The organism is Pseudoduganella rivuli (assembly GCF_009674485.1).
Lineage (GTDB): Bacteria > Pseudomonadota > Gammaproteobacteria > Burkholderiales > Burkholderiaceae_D > Rugamonas > Rugamonas rivuli_B.
Genome location: NZ_WKJJ01000020.1, coordinates 37,832 through 57,411, shown reverse-complemented (window position 1 = coordinate 57,411; position 19,580 = coordinate 37,832). Strand labels below are relative to the sequence as shown.

Genomic DNA, 19,580 nt, shown 5'->3' with positions numbered 1-19,580 from the left:
GTAATGAAAAAGACCCTGATCGCGCTCGCGATTCTGAGCGCCGCGAATACCTATGCCGACGAAGGCATGTGGATGCCCCAGCAACTGCCGCAAGTTGCCAAACAATTGAAGGCGGCCGGCCTGAAGCTCGATCCAGCTTCGCTGACCCGCCTGACTGAATTCCCGATGAACGCGATCGTCAGCCTGGGCAATTGCTCGGCATCGTTCGTATCGCCGCAAGGCCTGGTGGCCACCAACCACCACTGCGTGTACGACAGCGTGGCGCACAATTCCACGGCCGCCAACGATATCCTGACCAACGGTTTCCTGGCCAGGACGCTGGCCGACGAAGTGCCCGCCAAGCCGGGCAGCCGCATTTACGTGACCAAGGATGTGGCGAACGTCACGGCGAAAATCATCACGCCGGACGTGGCGAAACTGCATGGCAAGGCGCGCAGCGACGCGATCGAGAAAAACCAGAAAACCCTGGTCGCCGAATGCGAAAAGGATGAAGGCCACCGCTGCACCGTGTCCGCCTTCTACGGCAGCCTCGAGTACTACATGATCAAGCAGCTGGAAATCCGCGACGTGCGCCTGGTGCACGCGCCGCCGGCCGGCGTCGGCAAGTTCGGCGGCGATACGGACAACTGGATGTGGCCGCGCCACACGGGCGACTATGGCTTCTACCGCGCTTACGTCAGCAAGGATGGCAAGGCCGCCGACTACAACAAGGACAACGTGCCCTACCTGCCGAAGTCGTTCCTGAAGCTGGCCAGGGAAGGCGTCAAGGAAGGCGACTTCGTCATGGTGCTGGGCTACCCTGGCCGCACCAACCGCCACCGTCTGCCGTCCGAAGTGGACTTCACGTTTGGTTGGAATTACCCGAACTTCGTGAAAGCGTCGGGCGACGACCTGGCCATCATCGACCGCGAAACCAAGGGTGACCGCGACACGGCGCTGAAATACGCGGCGCGCGTGGCCAGCACCAACAACTATTACAAGAACCGCCAGGGCATGCTGGATTCGTACGCGAACAGCGATTTCCTGGCCCGCAAGACCAAAGAGCACGCGGACATGAAAGCGTGGGTCAATGCCGATGCCAAGCGCAAACAGGAATACGCGGCCGGTATCGAGCAGGTGGAAGGCTTGATCGCCAAGCGCGACGCCGACGTCAAGCGCGACTTCGAACTGAACTATGCCCAGCCCCGCATGCTGAGCGCGGCGCGCCTGATGTACCGCCTGGCCAACGAAACGCAAAAGCCGAACGCGGAACGCAAGGCGGGTTTCCAGGAACGCGACCTGCCACGCATCAAGGCCAACATCGCATCGCTGTCGCGCAGCTACGATGAAAAAGTCGACAAGGCGCTGGTCATGCACCACCTGGTCAAGTATGCGGCGCAACCGGCGGCCGAACACAATGCCAACTGGGATGCATCGGTCGGCGTGAAAGCCGGCATGGGCGCGGAGGAACTGAAAGCCGCGATGGACAAGCTGTACGCCGGCAGCAAGCTGGGCGACGCCGCCACCCGCGAAGCGTGGATCGGCAAGTCGGTGGCGGAATTCCAGGCCAGCGACGACGCCTTCATCAAGGCCGCTGTCGCCATGTACCCTGGCGTGATCAAGGAAGAAGCGGAAGAGGAAGAACTGGCGGGCAACCTGCAGCAAGCCTATGCGACGTACATGAAAGCGAAAATCGCTTACATGAAGTCCAAAGGCCAGGCCGTGTACCCGGACGCCAACGGCACCTTGCGCGTGACCTTCGGTAACATCATGGGCCGCCCATGGGGTACCGCCGACGGCCTGGCGTGGAATGCCTTCACCACCGTGAAAGGCGTCGCAGCGAAAGCCACGGGCGAAGGCGAATTCAATGCGCCGAAAGCCCAACTGGACGCCATCAAGAACAAGGACTTCGGCAAATATGTCGATCCGAAACTGGGCACGGTGCCGGTGAACTTCCTGGCGACCCTGGACATCACGGGCGGCAATTCCGGTTCCGCCGCGCTGAACGCCAAGGGTGAATTCGTGGGCCTGGCGTTTGACGGCACGCTCGATTCCATCATTTCCGACTGGGACTTCAACAAGGCCAACACGCGCGACATCCAGGTCGACTTGCGCTACATGCTGTGGAACATGAAGCACGTGGACAAGGCCGATAACCTGCTGAAGGAAATGGGCGCCGAATAAACCCGCGCCCCGGGGATTATGCGGGAGCGATTTTCAATCCCGCAATCCCCACCACGATCAGCGCGATCAACGCCAGCCGCAACGGCGACGCGCTCTCCCCGAAATACACGATTCCCAGCGCCGCCACGCCGGCCGCGCCCAGTCCCGTGAACACGGCAAACGCCGTCCCCACCGGCAACTGGCGCAGCGAGACCGTCAGCAACGCAATCGCCCCGTTGGCCAGCGCCAGCCCCAGCACGCTGGGCCACAGCCGCGTCCAGCCCTGCGCATATTTCAGCGCGATGGCCATGCCGATGTCGGCCGTCGCCGCCGCCAGCAACAACAGCCAGGCCGTCATCACACGCCCCCGTCCACCGCGCACGCCGCCACACGCCTGGTTTGCGCGACACCGCGCCGCACCGCGTCACGCGCGCCGATGCGGGCCAGCCAGTTCGCCACCTGCGGATAGTCCGCCATGTCGATGCCCAGTTCATGGTGGGAGGCCAGCCACGGCCACGTCGCGATGTCCGCAATCGAGTAAGCGCCACCCGCCAGCCATTCGTGCGCAGCCAGGCGCTGGTCGTAGACGCCATACAGCCGCCGCACTTCGCGGCCATAGCGCTGCAGCGCCTGTTCGTTATGGTTGCCGCTTTCCTTGCCCATGTGGCGGAACCACCATAACTGCCCCAGCATCGGCCCCACGCTGCCGACCTGCATGAACAGCCATTGCAGCACCTCGCTGCGCGCGGCGCCATCCGCCGGCAGCAAGCGGCCCGCCTTGTCGGCCAGGTGGATCAGGATGGCGCCGGATTCAAAGATGGCGCGGCCATCGTCCACCAGCAGGGGAATCTTGTGGTTCGGACTCATGGCGGCGAACGTCTCGTGGTGCTGTTCGCCCGCGTTCAGGTCGACCAGTTTCACGTCGTGCGCCAGTTCCAGTTCCTGCAATGCGATGGTGGCCTTGTGGCCATTCGGTGTGTCGGCCGTGTACAGCGTCAGCATGGTGGGGCTCCTTGATTGAAAAATGATGGAGCCAGTATAGGTTCGGCAAAAACGCATTAATATTCCCAATATATTCAAAAAGGTTATGCAAATATGCCGAACTCCGCTGAGCACCTGGATTGGGAAGACTTGCGCTATTTCGCCGCCGTTTGCGATGGCGGCAGCATCGCGGCGGCGGCGCGCGCACTGGCCGTCAACCACTCGACCGTGCTGCGCCGGCTGGACAGCCTGGAGCGCACACTGGGCGTCCGCCTGTTCGAACGCTTCCAGACCGGCTACGTGATGACGCCGGCCGGCGAAACCTTGCGCGAGCGCATGGGTCCGCTGGCGGAACAAGTGGCGGCCGCGCAGCGCGCTGTCGAAGGACGCGACACGGCGCTCAGCGGCGAAATCCGCATCACCACCACGGATACATTGGCCCGCTCCATGCTGCTGCCGGCGCTGGCCCGCTTCCGCCGCCTGCATCCGGACGTGCGGCTGCACCTAGTGGTCAACAATGCATTCCTGAACCTGAACCGCCGCGAAGCGGACGTGGCGCTGCGCCCGTCGAACACGCCGCCGGAAACATTGGTGGGGCGCCGCCTCGGCACCATGCACAGCGCCATCTTCGGTGCGCCCGCTTACCTGAAAGCCGCGCGGGACCGTGGCATTGCACCGGATCACTGGGCCGAACACGACTGGGTCGGCCTCGACGATTCCCTGGCCCACCTGGCGCAGGCCCGCTGGCTGGCGGATAACGTCCCGGAACAACGGATCGCGCTGCGCGCCGACAGCCTGCTGGCCATGGCCGACGCCGTGCGCGAAGGCATGGGCCTGGCGCCCCTGCTGCTGCACCTGGCCGGCAACGACCGCCACCTGCGCCAATTGGCGCCGCCCGATCCCGGATTCGACACCGGCCTGTGGTTGCTCACGCACCGCGACTTGAAAGACACAGCCCGCATCCGCGCCCTGCTGGATTTCCTGTACCACGAGTTGCGCACGTTTTTCCCCAGTGATGTACATTGACACCTTGTTCCTTCAACAACAACCGGAGTCTGTGATGCCCAAGAAAATCGCTGTCCTGATTGGTAGCCTGCGCAAGGATTCGCTGAACCGTAAGTTCGCCCAGGAATTGATCGCGCTGGCGCCGTCGTCGCTGGAATTTGAAGTGGCCGAAATCGGCGACCTGGCCCTGTACAACCAGGACCTGGACGACGCCGGCACGCCGCCCGCACCATGGACCCGCTTCCGCGAACAATTGGCCAAGGTGGATGGCGTGCTGTTCGTCTCGCCCGAATACAACCGTTCGATGCCCGCCACCATCAAGAACGCCATCGACGTGGGTTCCCGCCCATGGGGCAAGAGCATCTGGAATGGCAAGGCGGCCGCAGTCTTTACCGCGTCGCCGGGCGCGGTGGGCGGCTTTGGCGCCAACCACAGCATCCGCCAGTCGCTGGTGGCGCTGAACGTGGCCACCATGCCGGCGCCGGAAGCTTATATCGGCAACGCAGCCAACCTGCTGGGTCCCGACGGCCGCGTCAACAACGACCAGACGCGCGACGTGCTGGCCAAGTTCGTCAATGCGTTTGCCGCATGGACCGAGAAAAACACGTAACCTCCATCACGGCCCGGCGCCGCTAACGTCGCTTGACCGCGACGATGCCATAGGCCGGGTCTTCCGGCCGCAGCGCCACTTCCCGCACCACGCGGCTGCCGTTGCGGCCCGCTTCGACCGCCGCCAGTAACGGCGCCCCGCCGCGCCGCACGATGGCCATGTCGGCGCCGGGGAATCGCTGCGGCAAACTGGCCAGCGCGGGGCCGTCCGCCTCGCCCCCCGCGTATATGCGGTACGACCCGCCCTGGTGGTCCGACAAATCCATCATGACGCCCGGCACCGCCGCCAGGTCGGGCTGGCCGGCGTCAGGGCCATCGCCCATCATGGCGGGCATCACCGTCAGCCGCACCGTCCCATTACCCAATTTCAGCGTGTAGGCGCCCCACATGCCCAGCACCTGGATCCGGCGCACACCCTTGCCCCGCACTTCCATCGCGCACTGGCCACCCGGCGTGGCCACCACGGCCACGGCGCGGTCCAGCCGCTGGCGGGCCAGCCACGCCATTTGCGCGGGGCCGCAACCGCGCAGCAGCACCAGGTCGACCGGCGCCAGGTCGGCGGCGCCCGCATCCGGATCGACCAGCACCGTCATGCCCCTGAAACGCACCAGCGCCTGGCCGCCGTCGAAGCGGATCGCATCGCTGCCATCCCGCCGCGCCGCATGGATGGTGCTGCCGGCGCCCTGCACTCTCGGCGAGATGGCCACCGTCGCCAGCGCCGACAACAGCGCCGTGCAGATGCCCACTTTCAATCCCATATTCAATTTCATTTCCCACCTCCGCACGTCGACGCCAGGCGCACGCGCGGCCCGGCTGGAAAATCCAGTGGACCATGGCAAAAAATGGCAGCGTATGAAGGAGCGCAAACCCCGGGCAAAACGGCCTGGAAAGCCCTGGTAAAGTCCCCCGCGCGCGGCTTTAAAACCACACCGGTGATACAATTCCTCCCCTGCGTCTACCCGGCGCGCGCCGCATATTCCATCGACATATCCTCTGAGATCCAGACGCCATGCACCCAGAAATGCTCACGCCTTATGAAAAGGGCAACCGTAACCAGACCACCCTGTGGACCGACTGCATCGCCTTTTACGAAGAACTGGCGCGCCGGTTCCCGCAGGTGCTGCGCTTTGAGCAGATTGGCGTATCCGATGGCGGCATCCCGATCCACCACGGCGTGGTCAGCGCGGACGGCGTCTTCGACCGCGACGCCATCAAGCGCGCCGGCCGCACGGTGTTCTTCAACAATAACGGCATCCACCCGGGAGAGCCGGAAGGCATCGATGCCTGCATGGCCATGGTGCGCGACCTGTGCTTCCAGCCGGAGCGCCTGGCCGCGCTGGGCGACACGGTCTTGCTGTTCGTGCCGGTATATAACGTCGATGGTTGCCTGAACCGCGGCAATACGTCGCGCGTGAACCAGGATGGCCCGGAACAATTCGGCTTCCGCGGCAACAGCCGCCACCTGGACCTGAACCGCGACTTCATCAAGTGCGACAGCCTCAATGCGCAGGTGTTCAACAAGCTGGTCACGTCCTGGGATCCGGACGTCATGGTCGACACGCACACGTCGAACGGCGCCGACTACACGTACACGATGACCTTGATCCACACGCAGGCCGACAAGCTCGGTGGCGGCCTCGGGTCCTTCCTGCGCAACACCATGCTGCCGCACATTTACGCCGACATGGAACAACGCGGCTGGCCGACCTGCCCATACGTCAATCCGATGACCGATATCCCGGATGACGGCCTGGTGGAATTCCTCGAAGTGCCCCGCTTCTCGACCGGCTTCACGGCGCTGCACCACATCATCGGCTTCATGCCGGAAACCCACATGCTGAAGCCGTTCGCGGACCGCTACGACTCGATGCGCGCGCTGGTGGAATCCGTGATGGCATTCACCGTGGCCAATGGCGCGCACATCAAACAGTTGCGCGCCGCCGCCAGGGCGGAAGGCCGCACGCGCGCAGAGTGGCCCGTGATGTGGCAGCTCGATGAATCGAACACGTCGACGTTCCGCTTCAAGGGTTACGCGGCGAAGCGCCACGCCAGCGTGATCGGCAATTACACGCGCCTGTCGTACGACCGCTCGCAGCCGTGGGAACGCGACATCACGTACTACAACAGCTTCCCCGTCAGCGCGTCCGTGCGCGCCCCGAAAATGTACGTGGTGCCGCAGCAGTGGCGCGAAGTCATCGAGCGCCTGCAATGGAACGGCGTGCAGATGACGCGCGTGGAGCAGGCGACGGTGGTCGATGCGCAGTACTACCACATCGCGTCGGTCACCTCGCGCCCGACCGCCTACGAAGGCCACATGTTCCATGATGACGTGCAGGTGGAGGCGCGCCACGGGGCGTTCCAGCTGGCGGTGGGCGACTACCTGGTGCCGCTGGACCAGGACAACGCCCGCTATGCGGTGGAAACGCTGGAACCGCTGGGCCACGACAGTTTCTTCCGCTGGGGTTTCTTCAACAGCGTGCTGGAAAAGAAGGAAGCGTTTTCAGATTACGTGTTTGAAGACCTGGCGCTGGAAATGCTGGAATCCGAGCCGGAACTGAAAACCAGATTTGAAGCGTGGAAACAGGCCAACCCTGAATTGCTGGGCAACCAGGATGCCGTGTTGACCTTCATCTTCCATCACGGCAAACGCCATGCGGAACCGGAATGGCGCCGCTATCCGGTTTTGTCCGTATTCTGAACAGCCAGTACCTTTGCCATACGTAGGGCGGTAAGCCGCAGGCTTGCCGCCATGCCTGCACCGCCATCACGTTCAATGCCGCCGCATCGCCAGCATGGCGGCTTTGCGGAGCAAATCCGCCCTACGGATTCCCTATGCACTACGCACTCAACCTGCGCACCTTCTTTTACAGCCATTACTTTCACCTGGGCCTGCGCTTTGCGGCAGGCCTGATCGGCGTCACGCTGATCGCCCTGCCGCTGTCCGACATGAACACGGCCATGACGGTCTGCATCGGCGCGCTGTGCACGGCGCTGATGGACATGCCCAGCCCGTTGCGCCACAAGTTCAATGAAATGCTGGCGTCGGTGCTGCTGTGCACCGGTGTCACGCTGGTCATCAGCCTGTGCGGACCATACCCGTGGCTGCTGATGCCAATGATGGTGGCCGTCAGCTTCTTCGCCTGCATGATGGTGGTGTATGGCAAGAAATCGATGCCGCTGCAACTGGCCGCGCTGTTCATCATGACGATGTCGATGGAACACACGATGACGGTGCGCCAGGCGTTGAGCCATACAGGCCTGTTCCTGCTGGGCAGCGTCGCCTACCTTGGCTATGCGATGGCGCTGGCATGGCTGCTGCGCCACCGCATCAAGCAGCAAGTACTGGCCGAAGCGCTGTTCGAACTGGCCGCCTACATCGACATCAAGGCGGACTTTTACGACACCCGCTTCAACCTCACCGAACAGTTCAACCGCCTGGTGCGCCACCAAAGTGTATTGGCCGATCGCCAGCAGGCGTCGCGCGACCTGATCCTGCGTGCGCACCAGAACCGCAAGGACGCCATTGTCGTGCAAATCCACGTGTGCATGCTGGATTTGTATGAACTGGTACTGTCCACGCACACGGATTACGCGCTGCTGCGCACGCACCTGGCCGATTCGCCCGTGCTGAAATCGCTGCACGACCTGGCGTACAAGGCGGCGCGCGACATCGAGTCGGTCGGCTACGCCGTCACGCGCAAGCAGGCATCGACGCAGGCGATCGATTACATCGCGGAGCTGGACGCGGTGGAGCACCATATCGGCCAATTGCAGCAGGAAGTCGCGGCGGGCTTGCCGTCGCACGAAGCGCTGGCCGTGCTGCGCGCGCAGCGCAACAAGATCCGCGCCATCATCCGCGCCATCGGCGACTTGCACGTGGCCAGCCAGAAGGAATATGAAGGCACGCCATTCTGGGTCGATGCCGACATGCAGCCGTTCCTGTCGCAGCAAAAATATGAATTACAGCTGATGCTGTCGCACTTGCGGCGCGACTCGCCCGTGTTCCGCTTTGCGCTGCGCGTGGCGCTGGCCATCGGCGCCGGCCTGGCCGTGGCGGAATGGCTGCACAATGCGGTATACGCGGCGCACAGTTACTGGATCGTGCTGACCATCGTCATCATCCTGAAGCCGTCGTTTGCCATGACCAGGCAGCGCCGTTCCGACCGCATCGTCGGCACGGTGATCGGCTGCGTCATCACGGCGCTGGTGTTGAAGTTTTTCCACTACACGCCAATTATTGTCGGGGTGCTGATCCTCGCCACGGTGGCCACGCCCACGTTCCTGTACGTGCGTTACCGCTACGCGGCGATTTCCGTGTCAGTCATGATCCTGCTGCAAATGCACCTGGTCGCCCCCGGCAATACGAACCTGGTGATGGAGCGGCTGGTCGACACGTTCATCGGCGCGGCGATTGCGACGCTGTTCAGCTTTTTGCTGCCGAACTGGGAATTCCAGTCGCTGCCCCGCCTGGTGCGGCAAGTGCTGGAAGCGAATTTGCGCTACATGGAGTCGAGCTTTGAACTGTTGCAGGGCAAGTGCCGCAACGATTTCCGCTACCGCATCGACCGCAAGCTGCTGATGGACAGCCTGGCCGCGTTGTCGGCCGCGATGGTGCGCATGCTCGATGAGCCGGCCAGCAAGCAGCGCGCGGCGGAAGATATCAATCTGTTCGTGGTGCAGAATTATCTGCTGGTGGCGCACGTGGCGGCGCTGCGCGCCATCCTGCGCCGCCATGTGAACGAGATCCCGGCAAATGCCATCAATGCGCTGCTGGAACACAGCCATGCGCAAGTGTGCAAACCGCTGGCGCGGGCGCTGGCGCCGCATGGCGGCCATAGCGGCAACGCAAGCGATGCCGTACCGTCTGCCGCGGCGCCGGCGTTGCCGGGTGACGCCGTGGCCTGGTCCGGCTGGCCGCTGGTGCAGCGGCGCATCCACCTGCTGCAGGCGGATGCGGAAAAAATCATCGTGCACAGCGAGGCGATCGGGCGCAACGTGGCTTGAGCATCAAGGCAAGTCAACGCGCGTACTGGTTCAGCATGGCGGCGATGCTGCCATCCTGCACCAGCGCATCGATGGCGTGTTCCGCCTGCGCGAACGGGATTTTCGAATGCAGTGAAAACGCGCATTGCGTCATGACGGTGGCATACGCGACATCCTTGCGCAGCGCCAGCGACGGTTCCTGTCGCATCCGGTATTCAAAGGCGATCTGGTCGATCGTCGCATATTGCATGCGCCCCACCACCAGCTTGCGGAAATTGAGTTCCGTGGTCGGGGCATCTTCGCGCACGAAGCGCGGGCCCAGCAAACGCTCGAGTTCCGGATAGCGGTAACCGATCACCGTGCCGATCGGCTTTCCCGCCAGGTCGGTGACCGATTTCAGGACGGGCGCATCCTTGCGCGCCGCCACGATGGCGGTGGAATTAATGAAGGGTTTGGTCCAGTTATAGCGGCCGTCGATCCATACCGGCACCACGTAGCACAGCGCATCCGCACCTCCCGCCGACAGCACTTCGCTGACCCGCTTGCTGGGCACGCTGACATACACGGCGCGGCGCTCCATGCGGCGCGCGATCAGATCGCCCAGGTTTTTCAGCACGCCGTCGACCAGCATGCCGTCGCGGAATTGCGCCATCGGCATCGTGTGGTTGGTGGGAGCGATGAAGACGATATACTGCGTTTCCGCGATGGCGGCGCCATGCACGAAAGCGCAGAGTGTCAGCAAGGCGGTCGGAATGCGTATCATGGGTTGGCCGGCGTAGTCAGTTCAGTATAGCTGAGCAAATCTGTCGCGGCACCGCATAGCTGCTGTATTGCCAAAGCGACACCGCATTGCCGCAACAGCAGGTATCATGGCAACCGGTATTTGTTTTACATTGCTCCGATGTCATCCGCCTGCCAAACCTGCGGCGCGTGCTGCGCCAATTTCCGCGTTTCGTTTTACTGGGCCGAATCCGACGACCATCCGGGCGGCAGCGTGCCCGCCCATCTCGTGATTCCTGTCACGCCGCACCACGTGGCCATGCGCGGCACCGAGCGCAAGCCGGCGCGCTGCATTGCACTGCAGGGAGAAGTGGGCAAGTCCGTCGGCTGTTCGATTTATTTGCAGCGCTCGTCGACGTGCCGCGAATTCATGGAAGGGACGCCGGAATGCAATGGCGCGCGGGCGGCGCACGGTTTGCCCGCGCTAGCCGCCCTGGCTGAAGGCGCGTAACCGGCCGTCACATCATACGTGGCACACGCGGTTGCGGCCCGTTTCCTTGGCCTTGTACAGCAATTCATCGGCCTTTTGCAGCATGGCTTCCGCCGTACCGACGGCATAGTCGGCGAACACGCCCATGCTCATCGTCACCTTCAGGTTGGGATGTACTTCGTGCCACGGGTACGCTTCGATCAGGGAGCGCAGCTTGTCGCACAGCGCGGCGGCCTGCTTGCCATCCGTGTCCGGCAGCGCCAGCACGAATTCTTCGCCACCGTAGCGCGCCACCAGGTCGGACAGCCGCACGTGCTGGCGCAAGATGGACCCGACGTGACGCAGCACCACGTCGCCGGTGGCGTGCGAGAAGTTGTCGTTGATCTTCTTGAAGAAGTCGATGTCGCCGATCACCAGGCTGATCGGGCGCTTGTGGCGCACGGCCTGGTGGTACAGCGTATTGGCCTGTTCGTCGAAATGGCGGCGGTTGTACAGGCTGGTCAGCGCATCGCGGATGCTCAGCTCTTTCAATTGCTCCGCCTGTTCCAGGATGGTCTGGTGCGACGCTTTCAATTCTTCATGGCTGCGCGCCAGCTGTTCACTCATGTCGTTGAAGGCGCCGGCCAGTTCCGCCACTTCATCCTTACCTTCGGCCGGCACTTGCTGGCGCAGCGCGCCGCCCTGCATGGCGCGCACGGCGCCCGTCAGTTTGCTCAGGCGGCTGCTGAGGCCACCGGCCAGCAACATGCCCAGTCCCAGCGCCAGGGCGGCGGCGGCACCGGCGCCGGCCAGCAGCGATGACTGCATCGCATCGAGGAATTCCTGTTCCTGCTTGCTGGGGGTGACGACGCCTTCGGTCGACACGTAGGCCACGGTGTCGCCCTTGACGACGATCGGGCGGGCCTTGGCGCGCGACTCTTCATTCAGGACCGAGCCGGGACCATACTGGCCGGCGCCCAGCAGCACCGTGTAGTGCTTGTCGGCCAGCACGAAGCGGAATGGCGGCGGGCCGCCGGGACGGCCATTGCGGTCGCGCGGGCGGCGCCCCGCGTCGCCGTCACCGCGCGGCGGGAATGGCGAGCCGTCCAGTGCGCGGCGGGGATCGTCTGCCGGCGGGTCGTCTCGGTCGTCGGCGGGACCTCCGTCACGCTGGCGGCCGGCGCCGTACGCGGATTGCCCGGCAGCCGATGCGCCGGACGGGGCCGATGCCTGTGCGGCCGCGCTGTACGCGGCGCGTTGGACATGCGCTTGCGGCAGCGCGCCCTGGGTCTGCGGCGCACGTTCGCCTTCGCGCGGGCGGCCTTCCGGTGGCCCCTCGCCCGGACGGGGGCGCATGCCGTCGGCCGGCGGCCGCATCCCATCACGCGGTGGCGGACGCATGCCATCGCGTGGCGGTGGCCGCATGCCATCCTGCGGCGGCCATGGCTGGCCATCCGGCGGCGGCGGACGCATGCCATCTTGTGGCGGAGGACGGAGTCCGTCCTGCGGCGGAGGGCGGATGCCGTCACGCGGCGCGCGGCCATCGTCGGCGCCACCGGCGCGAGGCTGGCCTTGCGGCGCGCCTTCCTGCGGCTGCCCGGCAGCGCGTGGCGCACCGTAAGCGGGAGGACGCTGGCCTGGCTGACCATCGGCCTGGCGTGGCGCACCGTAGGCGGGCGGACGGGCTCCGTCCGGACCCTCGCGCCCTTCCTGCGGCCTGCGGGCCTCCGGTCCCGGCCGGCCGTCGTCTTCCGGCCCCGGACCATATCCGGGTCCGCCCCGCTCACCGGCGGCGCGGTGCGATTTCCGGTCGATGGACGGCGGCATACGCTCCAGCATGTCGCTGGCGCGCTCGCCCTGGGGCGCAGGCTCCGCTGTTTCCTTGCGCTGCACAAACCGATCGAACGATTCCGTCGAGATGGCTGTTTCCCAGTCACCATATTCGGTGAGATAGGCCGTCATATAGCGGTGGAAATGGTCTGCCGCCTGGCGGCTGCGGATGGTGTCGAATTTCGAATGCACGCTGTACGACGTCAGGCCGCCGACCATGGCGACTGTCGCCAGACCGGTCACGAACAGCGCCAGCATCAGCTTGATGCGCAATGACATTTCCTGCTCCCCAGAATTACTTGCTTATAAGTATCCATGATACCCGAGTGCAGGTTTGTTAATCACAGGGAAGTAAAACTCACAATAAGATATTCAAATCATGAATCGCCAGCATCACAAATCAAAAGTTCAATTATTTCTGAACGGCCCATATACTGCACTGCAACAAGTCAACGAAAGGAGCTTCACCATGGAACTATTCGCCATCATCACTTCTGTTATCGGCGCCGCCGCCGTGGCCGCCCGCCTGTGCCTGCTGCCAGTACTGGATTGCTCGCTGGAAGAGTTCGAAGCGCTGTCGCGCAAATAAAAAAACCGGCTGCGAAAGCCGGTTTTTTTTCGGGGGTCGCCAAGCGCTTACACCACTTGCGGTGCCGCCGCTCCATTGCGGTTCATATTGGAATTGCGCATGCCGTACAGGAAGTAAGTCGCCACGGCCGCCACCATCCAGATCGAGAAGATGCGGAACGTGGTGGCCGACAGGTCGCGCATGATGTACAGGCACGCGAAGATCGACAGGGCCGGGATCAGATACGGGCCGAACGGAACGCGGAAGCCCTGGCGGCCGCTGGTATCGCCCGTCAGCTTGTCTTTGCGGCGGATCACGGGAATCGCCAGCGACACCACGATAAACGCCGTCAGGGTGCCCATGCTGACCATGTCCCACAGGAAGGTCGCATCGACCAGGCCCGCCACCATTCCCACCACTGCGCTGACCATCACGGTATTGGCGACCGGCGTTTGCGTGCGCGGGTGCACGGCCTTGAATGCCTTCGGAATCAGGCCATCCTTGGCAATCGCGTACAGGATGCGGGTCTGGCCGTAAATCGTCACCAGGGTCACGCTGAACACGGAAATCACGGCGCCCGCCGACAGGATCAGCGCCGGCCACGTCTTGCCCGTCACGTTGGACAGGATCACGGCCAGCCCCGCTTCCTGGCCGGCGAACTGGGCGGCAGGTTGCGCACCCAGCGCGGCCACCGCCACCAGCAGGTAAAACACGGTCACGATGCCCAGTGCGGCCAGGATACCGATCGGCACATTGCGCTTGGGATCCCTGACTTCTTCGCCGGCCGTCGCCACCGTATCGAGGCCGATGAACGAGAAGAACACGGTGCCGGCCGCCGCCGTCACGCCCGCCATCCCGCCCACGCTCTTGGCGCTGACGTCCAGGAAGAACGGGTGGAAGTTATTGATGTCGAAGCCCGTGAACGCGATCGCCACGAAGAAGATCAGGATCGCCAGCTTCACCATCACCATCATGGCATTGGTGGTGGCCGATTCCTTGGTGCCGCGCGCCAGCAGGAAGCAGCACAGCGCGACCAGGATCATCGGCGGCAGGTTGAACTGCCCCATGTGCCATTCCACGCCATTCGGGCCGGAGACGATCATGGGCTTGTGCAGCGCGTCCGGTATATGCCAGCCGATGGCGTTGGTCAGGAAGTTATTCAGGTAGTCGGACCAGCCGATGGCCGTGGCGCTGGCCGCCAGCCCGTATTCCAGCAACAGGCAGGCCGCCATGATAAAGGCCAGGAATTCACCCACGGTGGCGTACGCAAACGAATACGACGAACCGGAGGCGGGAATGCGGAACGCCAGTTCGGCATAGCACAGCGCAGTCAGGCCGGCGGTAATGGCGGCCATCAGGAACGACAGGATCACGGCCGGACCGGCCTTGGGAACCGCTTCGACCATCGTGAAGAAGATACCGGTGCCAATCGTGGCGCCGACGCCGATCATGGTCAGCGGGAACAAGCCGATCGAGCGCGCCAGGCCGTTCGCGGATTGCGCTTCGCTTTGCTCGGCTGCGGGCGGCTTGGTACGGGTCAGTTTCTGGACCAGGGTTTGATTCACAGGCGATTCCTTGTATAGGTAGAGCTGCCGCGCCGGTTGTGCCGGTGCGTCCTGCTGCGATTCTCAGAAAACTAGCGATTATAGGGCTACACCCGTTGCCCCCACGAGCATTATTTGTACAAGAAGGCAACTGTGTTGCGGAGTGTGGCAAGCGTTCTACGCAAAGTTACACATACTTACTTTTGATACAGCTCACTGGCTAGATTTGAGTTATTGCAAAACGATAATCTTGAGGCTCGTACAAATCTAATTAAACGAGGAGCCCAGGATGGCCATCATCAAGAAAATCCCTACTGTCAGCAACCGTGTGCCCGCCTCGGCCGCCATGGCCGCAGGTTCCGTGATTCTTCTGTGTGTGGCCGCCACCGCCGCCATCCTGGGCTGGATGCCGGCACAACACCAGCAGCGCACCGATGCGCTGCCGCCAGTCTCGGCCGCGCCGGAAGCGGTGGACAACGCGCTGCGCAAGGTCTCGCTGCCAGCCGAGCGCGACGCCAAGCAACACCGCCCGCGCGCGCTGCAGACCGCGTCCGCCACCTAAGCCCGCTCCGCCCCCTTCCCCGACGCCTCGTGGCCTGCGCCACGGGGCGTTTTTTTACGCCATTTGTTTCACCTATGAGATGACGATTTTTATTTGAAACAGAGGTTGGAGCCGCCAAGATTCTCAACTATATTTCAATCACATTACAACCCATATATAAACCCTTGTTTTATATATGAAACATGAGATTGCGAGATAGTGATGATCGAGATCGAATTCCGCAAAGTCGGTAAGAGTTTTATCGACCGGCAAACTTCCCAACCCCGCGCAGCGGTTACCAACGTCAACATCGCTGTCCGCAGCGGCGAAGTCGTGTCCATCATCGGACCGTCCGGCTGCGGCAAGAGCACGTTGCTCAACATGGGTTCCGGCCTGTACCTGCCCACCACGGGCGAAGTGTATGTAGGCGGCGAACTGGTGACGAAACCAGTGCGCAAAGTGGCGTTCATGCTGCAAAAGGATTTGCTGATGCCATGGCGCACCATCCGCGCCAACGTGGCGCTGGGCCTGGAGATCGATGGCGTATCCGCCGCCGAACGCGACAAGGTGGCGCGTGACTTGCTGGCCAAATGCCACCTGAAGGGATTCGAAGACCATTACCCATACCAGCTGTCCGGCGGCATGCGCCAGCGCGCCGCATTGGCCCGCACCCTGGCCGTCGATCCGCAAGTGCTGCTGCTGGACGAACCATTCTCCGCCCTGGATGCCCAGACCAAGATGATCCTGCAGCAGGACCTGGCCAAGATGCTGTACGAGAAAAAGAAGACCGCGCTGTTCATCACGCATGACCTGATCGAAGGCATCGCGCTGTCGGACCGCCTGCTGGTGATGAGCGAACGTCCCGGCACCATCATCGAAGAAATCGAAGTCAACCTGCCCCACCGCGACAACCCGCTGGAGCGCCGCAAGCTGCCTGAAATCGGCCCGCTGGCCGGGCGCCTGATGGAATTGCTGAAGGTAGGCAAGGACCAGGAAGCCGAACTTCACTAAATGTAACGATCCCAGACCACGATCAGGAGTGTTGAGTATGAACCTGCACAAAATCCTCGCCGCAGCCAGCATCATCGCCGCCACGGCATCCGTCCAGGCAGCACCGGAAGAAATCACGTACCTGTTACCGGCGCCGCCAAACACGCCCGCCTTTGCGCCATGGATGATCGCGCAGCAAAAAGGCTATTACGCCGATGAAAACCTGAAAGTCAGCTTTGTCGCGGCCAAGGGCGGCGTCGACGTGGCCAAGCAGATCGGCGCCGGCAACGCCGTGATCGGCGGCGCCATCGGCGACACGCCGATCATCGTGCGCGCCAACGGCGTGCCCGTGAAAGCCATTGCCGTGCTGGGCGCCGGTTCGCTGACCATGGTCGGCGTGCACAAGGACGACGGCATCAAGACCTTGCAAGACTTGAAAGGCAAGACCATCACCGTGATGTCGTACACCGACACCACGTACTACGCGCTGCTGGGCAACATGAAGAGCATCGGCCTGTCCAAGACCGATGCGGCGATCCAGGCCGCCGGTCCGTCCGGCGTATGGCAAGTGTTCGCCGGCGGCAAATCGCAGGCGCTGGCCGGCGTGCCCGACTGGATCGTCAGCGCATCCGACGCCGGCGCCAAGGTCGACATCATTGAAACCAGCGGCTTCAAAAGCATGGCGCAAGCCATCCTGGCGTCCGACGACACCATCAAGAACAAGCCGGACCTTCTGAAGCGCCTGGTGCGCGCCACCTTGCGCGGCATGGAAGACATCATGAAAGATCCGAAAGCCGCCACCGCCACCTACGTCGAAGCGATCCCGTCGTACAAGGGCAAGGAAGCATCGATCGAGCAGATTTTCAACATGTACCGCAAGTACGTGTATGCGAACCAGAAGCCGCTGGGCCAGATCGACGCGTCGCGCATGGACAGCGTACAAAAGTTCTATGTCAGCGAAGGCATCGTCAGCAAGGCCGCCGCCGTCAATGACTTGTTCACCAACCAGTTCATCGGAACCGCGAAATGAGCTCCGCAACCACAACGATCCCCATGGACACTCCTGTCAAAACCAACCCGCTGCTCAGTGAAAAAGCCCGCACCGTGGCAGGCAGCCTGCTGGTGCTGGCGCTGTTCCTGAGCGCATGGGAATGGGGCCCGGGCTGGCTGGGCATGCCGGAATTCATCCTGCCACGGTTTTCCCGCGTGGTGCAGGAATCCATCTTCATGTGGAATAACAGTGATCTGCTGGGCCACTTCGGCATCACCGCGCTGGAAGTCGTGGTCGGCTTCGCGCTGGGTTCCCTGCTGGGCCTGGCCGTCGGCGTGGCGCTGGGCCTGTCGCCGCGCGCCGAAGCCATGCTGTCGCCGTACATCCTGGCGTTGCAGATTGCACCGAAGGTCGCCTTCGCGCCGCTGTTCGTCATGTGGCTGGGCTACACGATTTATCCCAAGATCGTGGTGGCCGTGCTGATCGTGTTCTTCCCCGTGATGATCAACGTGCTGTCCGCGATCCGCACCGTGGACCCGGACATGGTGAACCTGGTGCGCACGCTGAACGCAACACGCTGGCAAATCTTCTGCCTGGTGGAATTCCGCTCCGCGATGCCGGCCCTGTTTTCCGGCCTGCGCATCGCCTCCACCCTGGCCGTCATCGGCGTCACGGTCGGCGAACTGGTGGGCGGCAACCAGGGCCTGGGCTTCCTGCTGGTCGATGGCGAAGGCCAGGGCAATACGGCCGCCGTGTTCGTGGCCATTTGCGCACTGACCCTGACCGGCATCGTCACGTACGCCGCCGTGGTCTGGGCCGAGCGCAAAGTGCTGCACTACCTGCCCAAAGCGCACACCAGCACCAAGTAAGGAGAACCGGAAATGACTGACAACGTTCAACTGCTGGCCGGCCGCAAAGTCTTCGTGACGGGCGCCGCGCGCGGCCTGGGCCTGGCGTTCGCCACCGCGATCGCCGAAGCCGGCGCACAGGTGGCGATGGCCGACATCCTCACCGACGTGCTGGAAGAAAGCGTGGCGGCGCTGCAGGCACGGGGCCTGTCCGTGCACGGCTTCACGCTGGACATGGCCGATCCCGCCAGCATCGATACCTGCGCCAGCGCCGCCATCGCCAAGCTGGGCGGCCTCGATGGCCTCGTCAACAACGCCGCCATCACGAACTCCGGCGGCCGTTCGTCGGAACAGCTGGACATCGCGCTGTGGGACCGCGTGATGGACGTCAACGTGCGGGGCACGTGGCTGATGACCAATGCCTGCCTGCCGGCCCTGCGCGCGTCCGGCAACGGCGCCGTCGTCAACCTGGCGTCCGACACGCCGCTGTGGGGCGCGCCCAACCTGCTGGCCTATGTCGCCAGCAAGGGCGCCATCATCGGCATGACCCGCTCGCTGGCCCGCGAAGAAGGAAAGCACAACATCACCGTCAACGCCGTCGCGCCGGGCCTCACGAAAGTGGAAGCCACCGAATACGTGCCGGAACAGCGTTACCAGCATTACCACGATGGCCGCGCGCTGCAGCGCCTGCAAGTACCGGAAGACGTCACGGGCGCCGTGCTGTTCGCCCTGTCCGGCCTGTCGCGCTTCATCACCGGCCAGGTGATTGCCGTCAACGGCGGCTTCGTCATGAATTAATCATCAAAGGAAAACCAACATGTCCGCAAACGAAATGATTGCCAACGTCAAACGCAGCTGGGACCGCCCTGAAGGCGCATCGTTCGAACAATGGATGAACACCCGCATCGCCCGCTTCGAGACCCGCAAGTATGACTGGAATGCGCTGAAGTTCCAGGCCGACTACGATCCGAAATACGCCCGCGCGCAAATGCGCTATATCGGCACGGGCGGCACCGGCGTCGCCAGCGATACGTCGACCATCCCGTCGGAACACTTCACGTTTTCCACCATGATCATCCCGGCCGGCCACGAAGGCCCGTCGCACCTGCACGTCGACGTGGAAGAAGTGTTCTTTGTCTTGCGCGGCAAGCTGAAACTGGTGCTGGAAAAGGATGGCGAACGCTATGAAACCATCCTGACGGACCGCGACGTGGTATCGATTCCGCCCGGCGTGTACCGCGAAGAAATCAACGTCGGCGAAGAAGATGCACTGATGTGCGTGATGCTGGGCGCGCAAAAGCCGGTCACGCCAACCTATCCGCCGGAACACCCGCTGGCGCAGATCAAGCGGAACTAAAC

General features: G+C 63.2%; 18 protein-coding genes. 12 read left to right on the top strand and 6 right to left on the bottom strand.

Going from position 1 to position 19,580, the window contains the following annotated elements; all coding sequences use genetic code 11:
* Positions 1-3: 3 nt before the first annotated feature.
* A complete protein-coding gene (locus GJ700_RS27140) occupies positions 4-2,163 on the top strand; it encodes a S46 family peptidase (protein WP_154379907.1) in 2,160 nt (719 codons plus the stop codon).
* 16 nt (positions 2,164-2,179) lie between these two features.
* Here the strand turns inward: GJ700_RS27140 and GJ700_RS27135 are convergent, their stop codons facing one another.
* Positions 2,180-2,500, bottom strand: a complete 321-nt coding sequence (locus GJ700_RS27135; RefSeq protein WP_154379905.1) for a DMT family transporter — start codon at positions 2,498-2,500, stop codon at positions 2,180-2,182.
* Positions 2,500-3,144 carry a glutathione S-transferase family protein gene (locus GJ700_RS27130; protein ID WP_154379902.1) on the bottom strand — a complete coding sequence of 215 codons (645 nt, stop codon included), beginning with the start codon at positions 3,142-3,144 and terminating at the stop codon, positions 2,500-2,502. Before GJ700_RS27130 ends, GJ700_RS27135 begins: the two co-directional genes overlap by 1 nt.
* Before the next feature lie 93 nt (positions 3,145-3,237).
* Between GJ700_RS27130 and GJ700_RS27125 the strand changes: the two genes are divergently transcribed.
* Positions 3,238-4,149: a LysR family transcriptional regulator gene (locus GJ700_RS27125; protein ID WP_154379900.1), complete on the top strand. Its 912-nt coding sequence runs from the start codon at positions 3,238-3,240 to the stop codon at positions 4,147-4,149.
* A 34-nt stretch (positions 4,150-4,183) separates the two neighbouring features.
* Complete coding sequence (locus tag GJ700_RS27120) at positions 4,184-4,738, top strand: NADPH-dependent FMN reductase (protein ID WP_154379898.1); 555 nt, start codon at positions 4,184-4,186, stop codon at positions 4,736-4,738.
* A 22-nt stretch (positions 4,739-4,760) separates the two neighbouring features.
* On the opposite strand, the gene GJ700_RS27115 is transcribed toward GJ700_RS27120, so the two are convergent.
* Positions 4,761-5,507: a hypothetical protein gene (locus GJ700_RS27115; RefSeq protein WP_154379896.1), complete on the bottom strand. Its 747-nt coding sequence runs from the start codon at positions 5,505-5,507 to the stop codon at positions 4,761-4,763.
* A 239-nt stretch (positions 5,508-5,746) separates the two neighbouring features.
* Between GJ700_RS27115 and GJ700_RS27110 the strand changes: the two genes are divergently transcribed.
* Both GJ700_RS27110 and GJ700_RS27105 read left to right on the top strand, forming a co-directional pair.
* A complete protein-coding gene (locus GJ700_RS27110; RefSeq protein ID WP_154379895.1) occupies positions 5,747-7,435 on the top strand; it encodes a M14 family zinc carboxypeptidase in 1,689 nt (562 codons plus the stop codon).
* Between the two features lie 134 nt (positions 7,436-7,569).
* Positions 7,570-9,741: an FUSC family protein gene (locus GJ700_RS27105; RefSeq protein ID WP_154379893.1), complete on the top strand. Its 2,172-nt coding sequence runs from the start codon at positions 7,570-7,572 to the stop codon at positions 9,739-9,741.
* Positions 9,742-9,754: 13 nt separating this feature from the next.
* Here the strand turns inward: GJ700_RS27105 and GJ700_RS27100 are convergent, their stop codons facing one another.
* Entirely contained in the window at positions 9,755-10,483 is a 729-nt protein-coding gene (locus GJ700_RS27100) for a substrate-binding periplasmic protein (protein ID WP_154379891.1), read from the bottom strand.
* 138 nt (positions 10,484-10,621) lie between these two features.
* On the opposite strand from GJ700_RS27100, the gene GJ700_RS27095 reads away from it, so the two are divergent.
* Complete coding sequence (locus GJ700_RS27095; RefSeq protein ID WP_154379889.1) at positions 10,622-10,951, top strand: YkgJ family cysteine cluster protein; 330 nt, start codon at positions 10,622-10,624, stop codon at positions 10,949-10,951.
* 12 nt (positions 10,952-10,963) lie between these two features.
* Here the strand turns inward: GJ700_RS27095 and GJ700_RS35670 are convergent, their stop codons facing one another.
* Together GJ700_RS35670 and GJ700_RS27085 are read right to left on the bottom strand one after the other, a co-directional pair.
* Positions 10,964-13,018, bottom strand: coding sequence for a GGDEF domain-containing protein (locus GJ700_RS35670; RefSeq protein WP_229507274.1), 2,055 nt, complete (start codon positions 13,016-13,018; stop codon positions 10,964-10,966).
* Between the two features lie 357 nt (positions 13,019-13,375).
* Positions 13,376-14,872 (bottom strand): APC family permease, encoded by a 1,497-nt coding sequence (locus GJ700_RS27085; RefSeq protein ID WP_371868154.1) that lies wholly within the window; start codon positions 14,870-14,872, stop codon positions 13,376-13,378.
* 268 nt (positions 14,873-15,140) lie between these two features.
* Between GJ700_RS27085 and GJ700_RS27080 the strand changes: the two genes are divergently transcribed.
* The 6 genes from GJ700_RS27080 to GJ700_RS27055 all read left to right on the top strand — a co-directional run bounded on the left by GJ700_RS27080 (position 15,141) and on the right by GJ700_RS27055 (position 19,578).
* Positions 15,141-15,413, top strand: a complete 273-nt coding sequence (locus tag GJ700_RS27080) for a hypothetical protein (protein WP_154379887.1) — start codon at positions 15,141-15,143, stop codon at positions 15,411-15,413.
* Positions 15,414-15,614: 201 nt separating this feature from the next.
* Positions 15,615-16,403 carry an ABC transporter ATP-binding protein gene (locus GJ700_RS27075; protein ID WP_154379885.1) on the top strand — a complete coding sequence of 263 codons (789 nt, stop codon included), beginning with the start codon at positions 15,615-15,617 and terminating at the stop codon, positions 16,401-16,403.
* Between the two features lie 37 nt (positions 16,404-16,440).
* A complete protein-coding gene (locus GJ700_RS27070) occupies positions 16,441-17,412 on the top strand; it encodes an ABC transporter substrate-binding protein (RefSeq protein ID WP_154379883.1) in 972 nt (323 codons plus the stop codon).
* Positions 17,413-17,435: 23 nt separating this feature from the next.
* Positions 17,436-18,242: an ABC transporter permease gene (locus GJ700_RS27065; RefSeq protein WP_195764025.1), complete on the top strand. Its 807-nt coding sequence runs from the start codon at positions 17,436-17,438 to the stop codon at positions 18,240-18,242.
* 12 nt (positions 18,243-18,254) lie between these two features.
* The gene (locus GJ700_RS27060; RefSeq protein ID WP_154379879.1) at positions 18,255-19,019 is read left to right on the top strand and encodes an SDR family oxidoreductase; all 765 of its coding nucleotides are present in this window, start codon (positions 18,255-18,257) and stop codon (positions 19,017-19,019) included.
* A 19-nt stretch (positions 19,020-19,038) separates the two neighbouring features.
* Positions 19,039-19,578: a cupin domain-containing protein gene (locus GJ700_RS27055; protein WP_229507273.1), complete on the top strand. Its 540-nt coding sequence runs from the start codon at positions 19,039-19,041 to the stop codon at positions 19,576-19,578.
* The last annotated feature ends 2 nt before the right edge of the window (positions 19,579-19,580 follow it).

Bases quoted from the DNA above. Each gene is read 5' to 3' on its own strand.
- GJ700_RS27075 (WP_154379885.1), top strand. From the start codon at position 15,615: ATGATCGAGATCGAATTCCGCAAAGTCGGTAAGAGTTTTATCGACCGG.
- GJ700_RS27065 (WP_195764025.1), top strand. From the start codon at position 17,436: ATGGACACTCCTGTCAAAACCAACCCGCTGCTCAGTGAAAAAGCCCGC.
- GJ700_RS27115 (WP_154379896.1), bottom strand. From the start codon at position 5,507: ATGAAATTGAATATGGGATTGAAAGTGGGCATCTGCACGGCGCTGTTG.
- GJ700_RS35670 (WP_229507274.1), bottom strand. From the start codon at position 13,018: ATGTCATTGCGCATCAAGCTGATGCTGGCGCTGTTCGTGACCGGTCTG.
- GJ700_RS27100 (WP_154379891.1), bottom strand. From the start codon at position 10,483: ATGATACGCATTCCGACCGCCTTGCTGACACTCTGCGCTTTCGTGCAT.
- GJ700_RS27105 (WP_154379893.1), top strand. From the start codon at position 7,570: ATGCACTACGCACTCAACCTGCGCACCTTCTTTTACAGCCATTACTTT.
- GJ700_RS27120 (WP_154379898.1), top strand. From the start codon at position 4,184: ATGCCCAAGAAAATCGCTGTCCTGATTGGTAGCCTGCGCAAGGATTCG.
- GJ700_RS27055 (WP_229507273.1), top strand. From the start codon at position 19,039: ATGTCCGCAAACGAAATGATTGCCAACGTCAAACGCAGCTGGGACCGC.
- GJ700_RS27110 (WP_154379895.1), top strand. From the start codon at position 5,747: ATGCACCCAGAAATGCTCACGCCTTATGAAAAGGGCAACCGTAACCAG.
- GJ700_RS27060 (WP_154379879.1), top strand. From the start codon at position 18,255: ATGACTGACAACGTTCAACTGCTGGCCGGCCGCAAAGTCTTCGTGACG.
- GJ700_RS27095 (WP_154379889.1), top strand. From the start codon at position 10,622: ATGTCATCCGCCTGCCAAACCTGCGGCGCGTGCTGCGCCAATTTCCGC.
- GJ700_RS27080 (WP_154379887.1), top strand. From the start codon at position 15,141: ATGGCCATCATCAAGAAAATCCCTACTGTCAGCAACCGTGTGCCCGCC.
- GJ700_RS27070 (WP_154379883.1), top strand. From the start codon at position 16,441: ATGAACCTGCACAAAATCCTCGCCGCAGCCAGCATCATCGCCGCCACG.
- GJ700_RS27140 (WP_154379907.1), top strand. From the start codon at position 4: ATGAAAAAGACCCTGATCGCGCTCGCGATTCTGAGCGCCGCGAATACC.
- GJ700_RS27130 (WP_154379902.1), bottom strand. From the start codon at position 3,144: ATGCTGACGCTGTACACGGCCGACACACCGAATGGCCACAAGGCCACC.
- GJ700_RS27125 (WP_154379900.1), top strand. From the start codon at position 3,238: ATGCCGAACTCCGCTGAGCACCTGGATTGGGAAGACTTGCGCTATTTC.
- GJ700_RS27135 (WP_154379905.1), bottom strand. From the start codon at position 2,500: ATGACGGCCTGGCTGTTGTTGCTGGCGGCGGCGACGGCCGACATCGGC.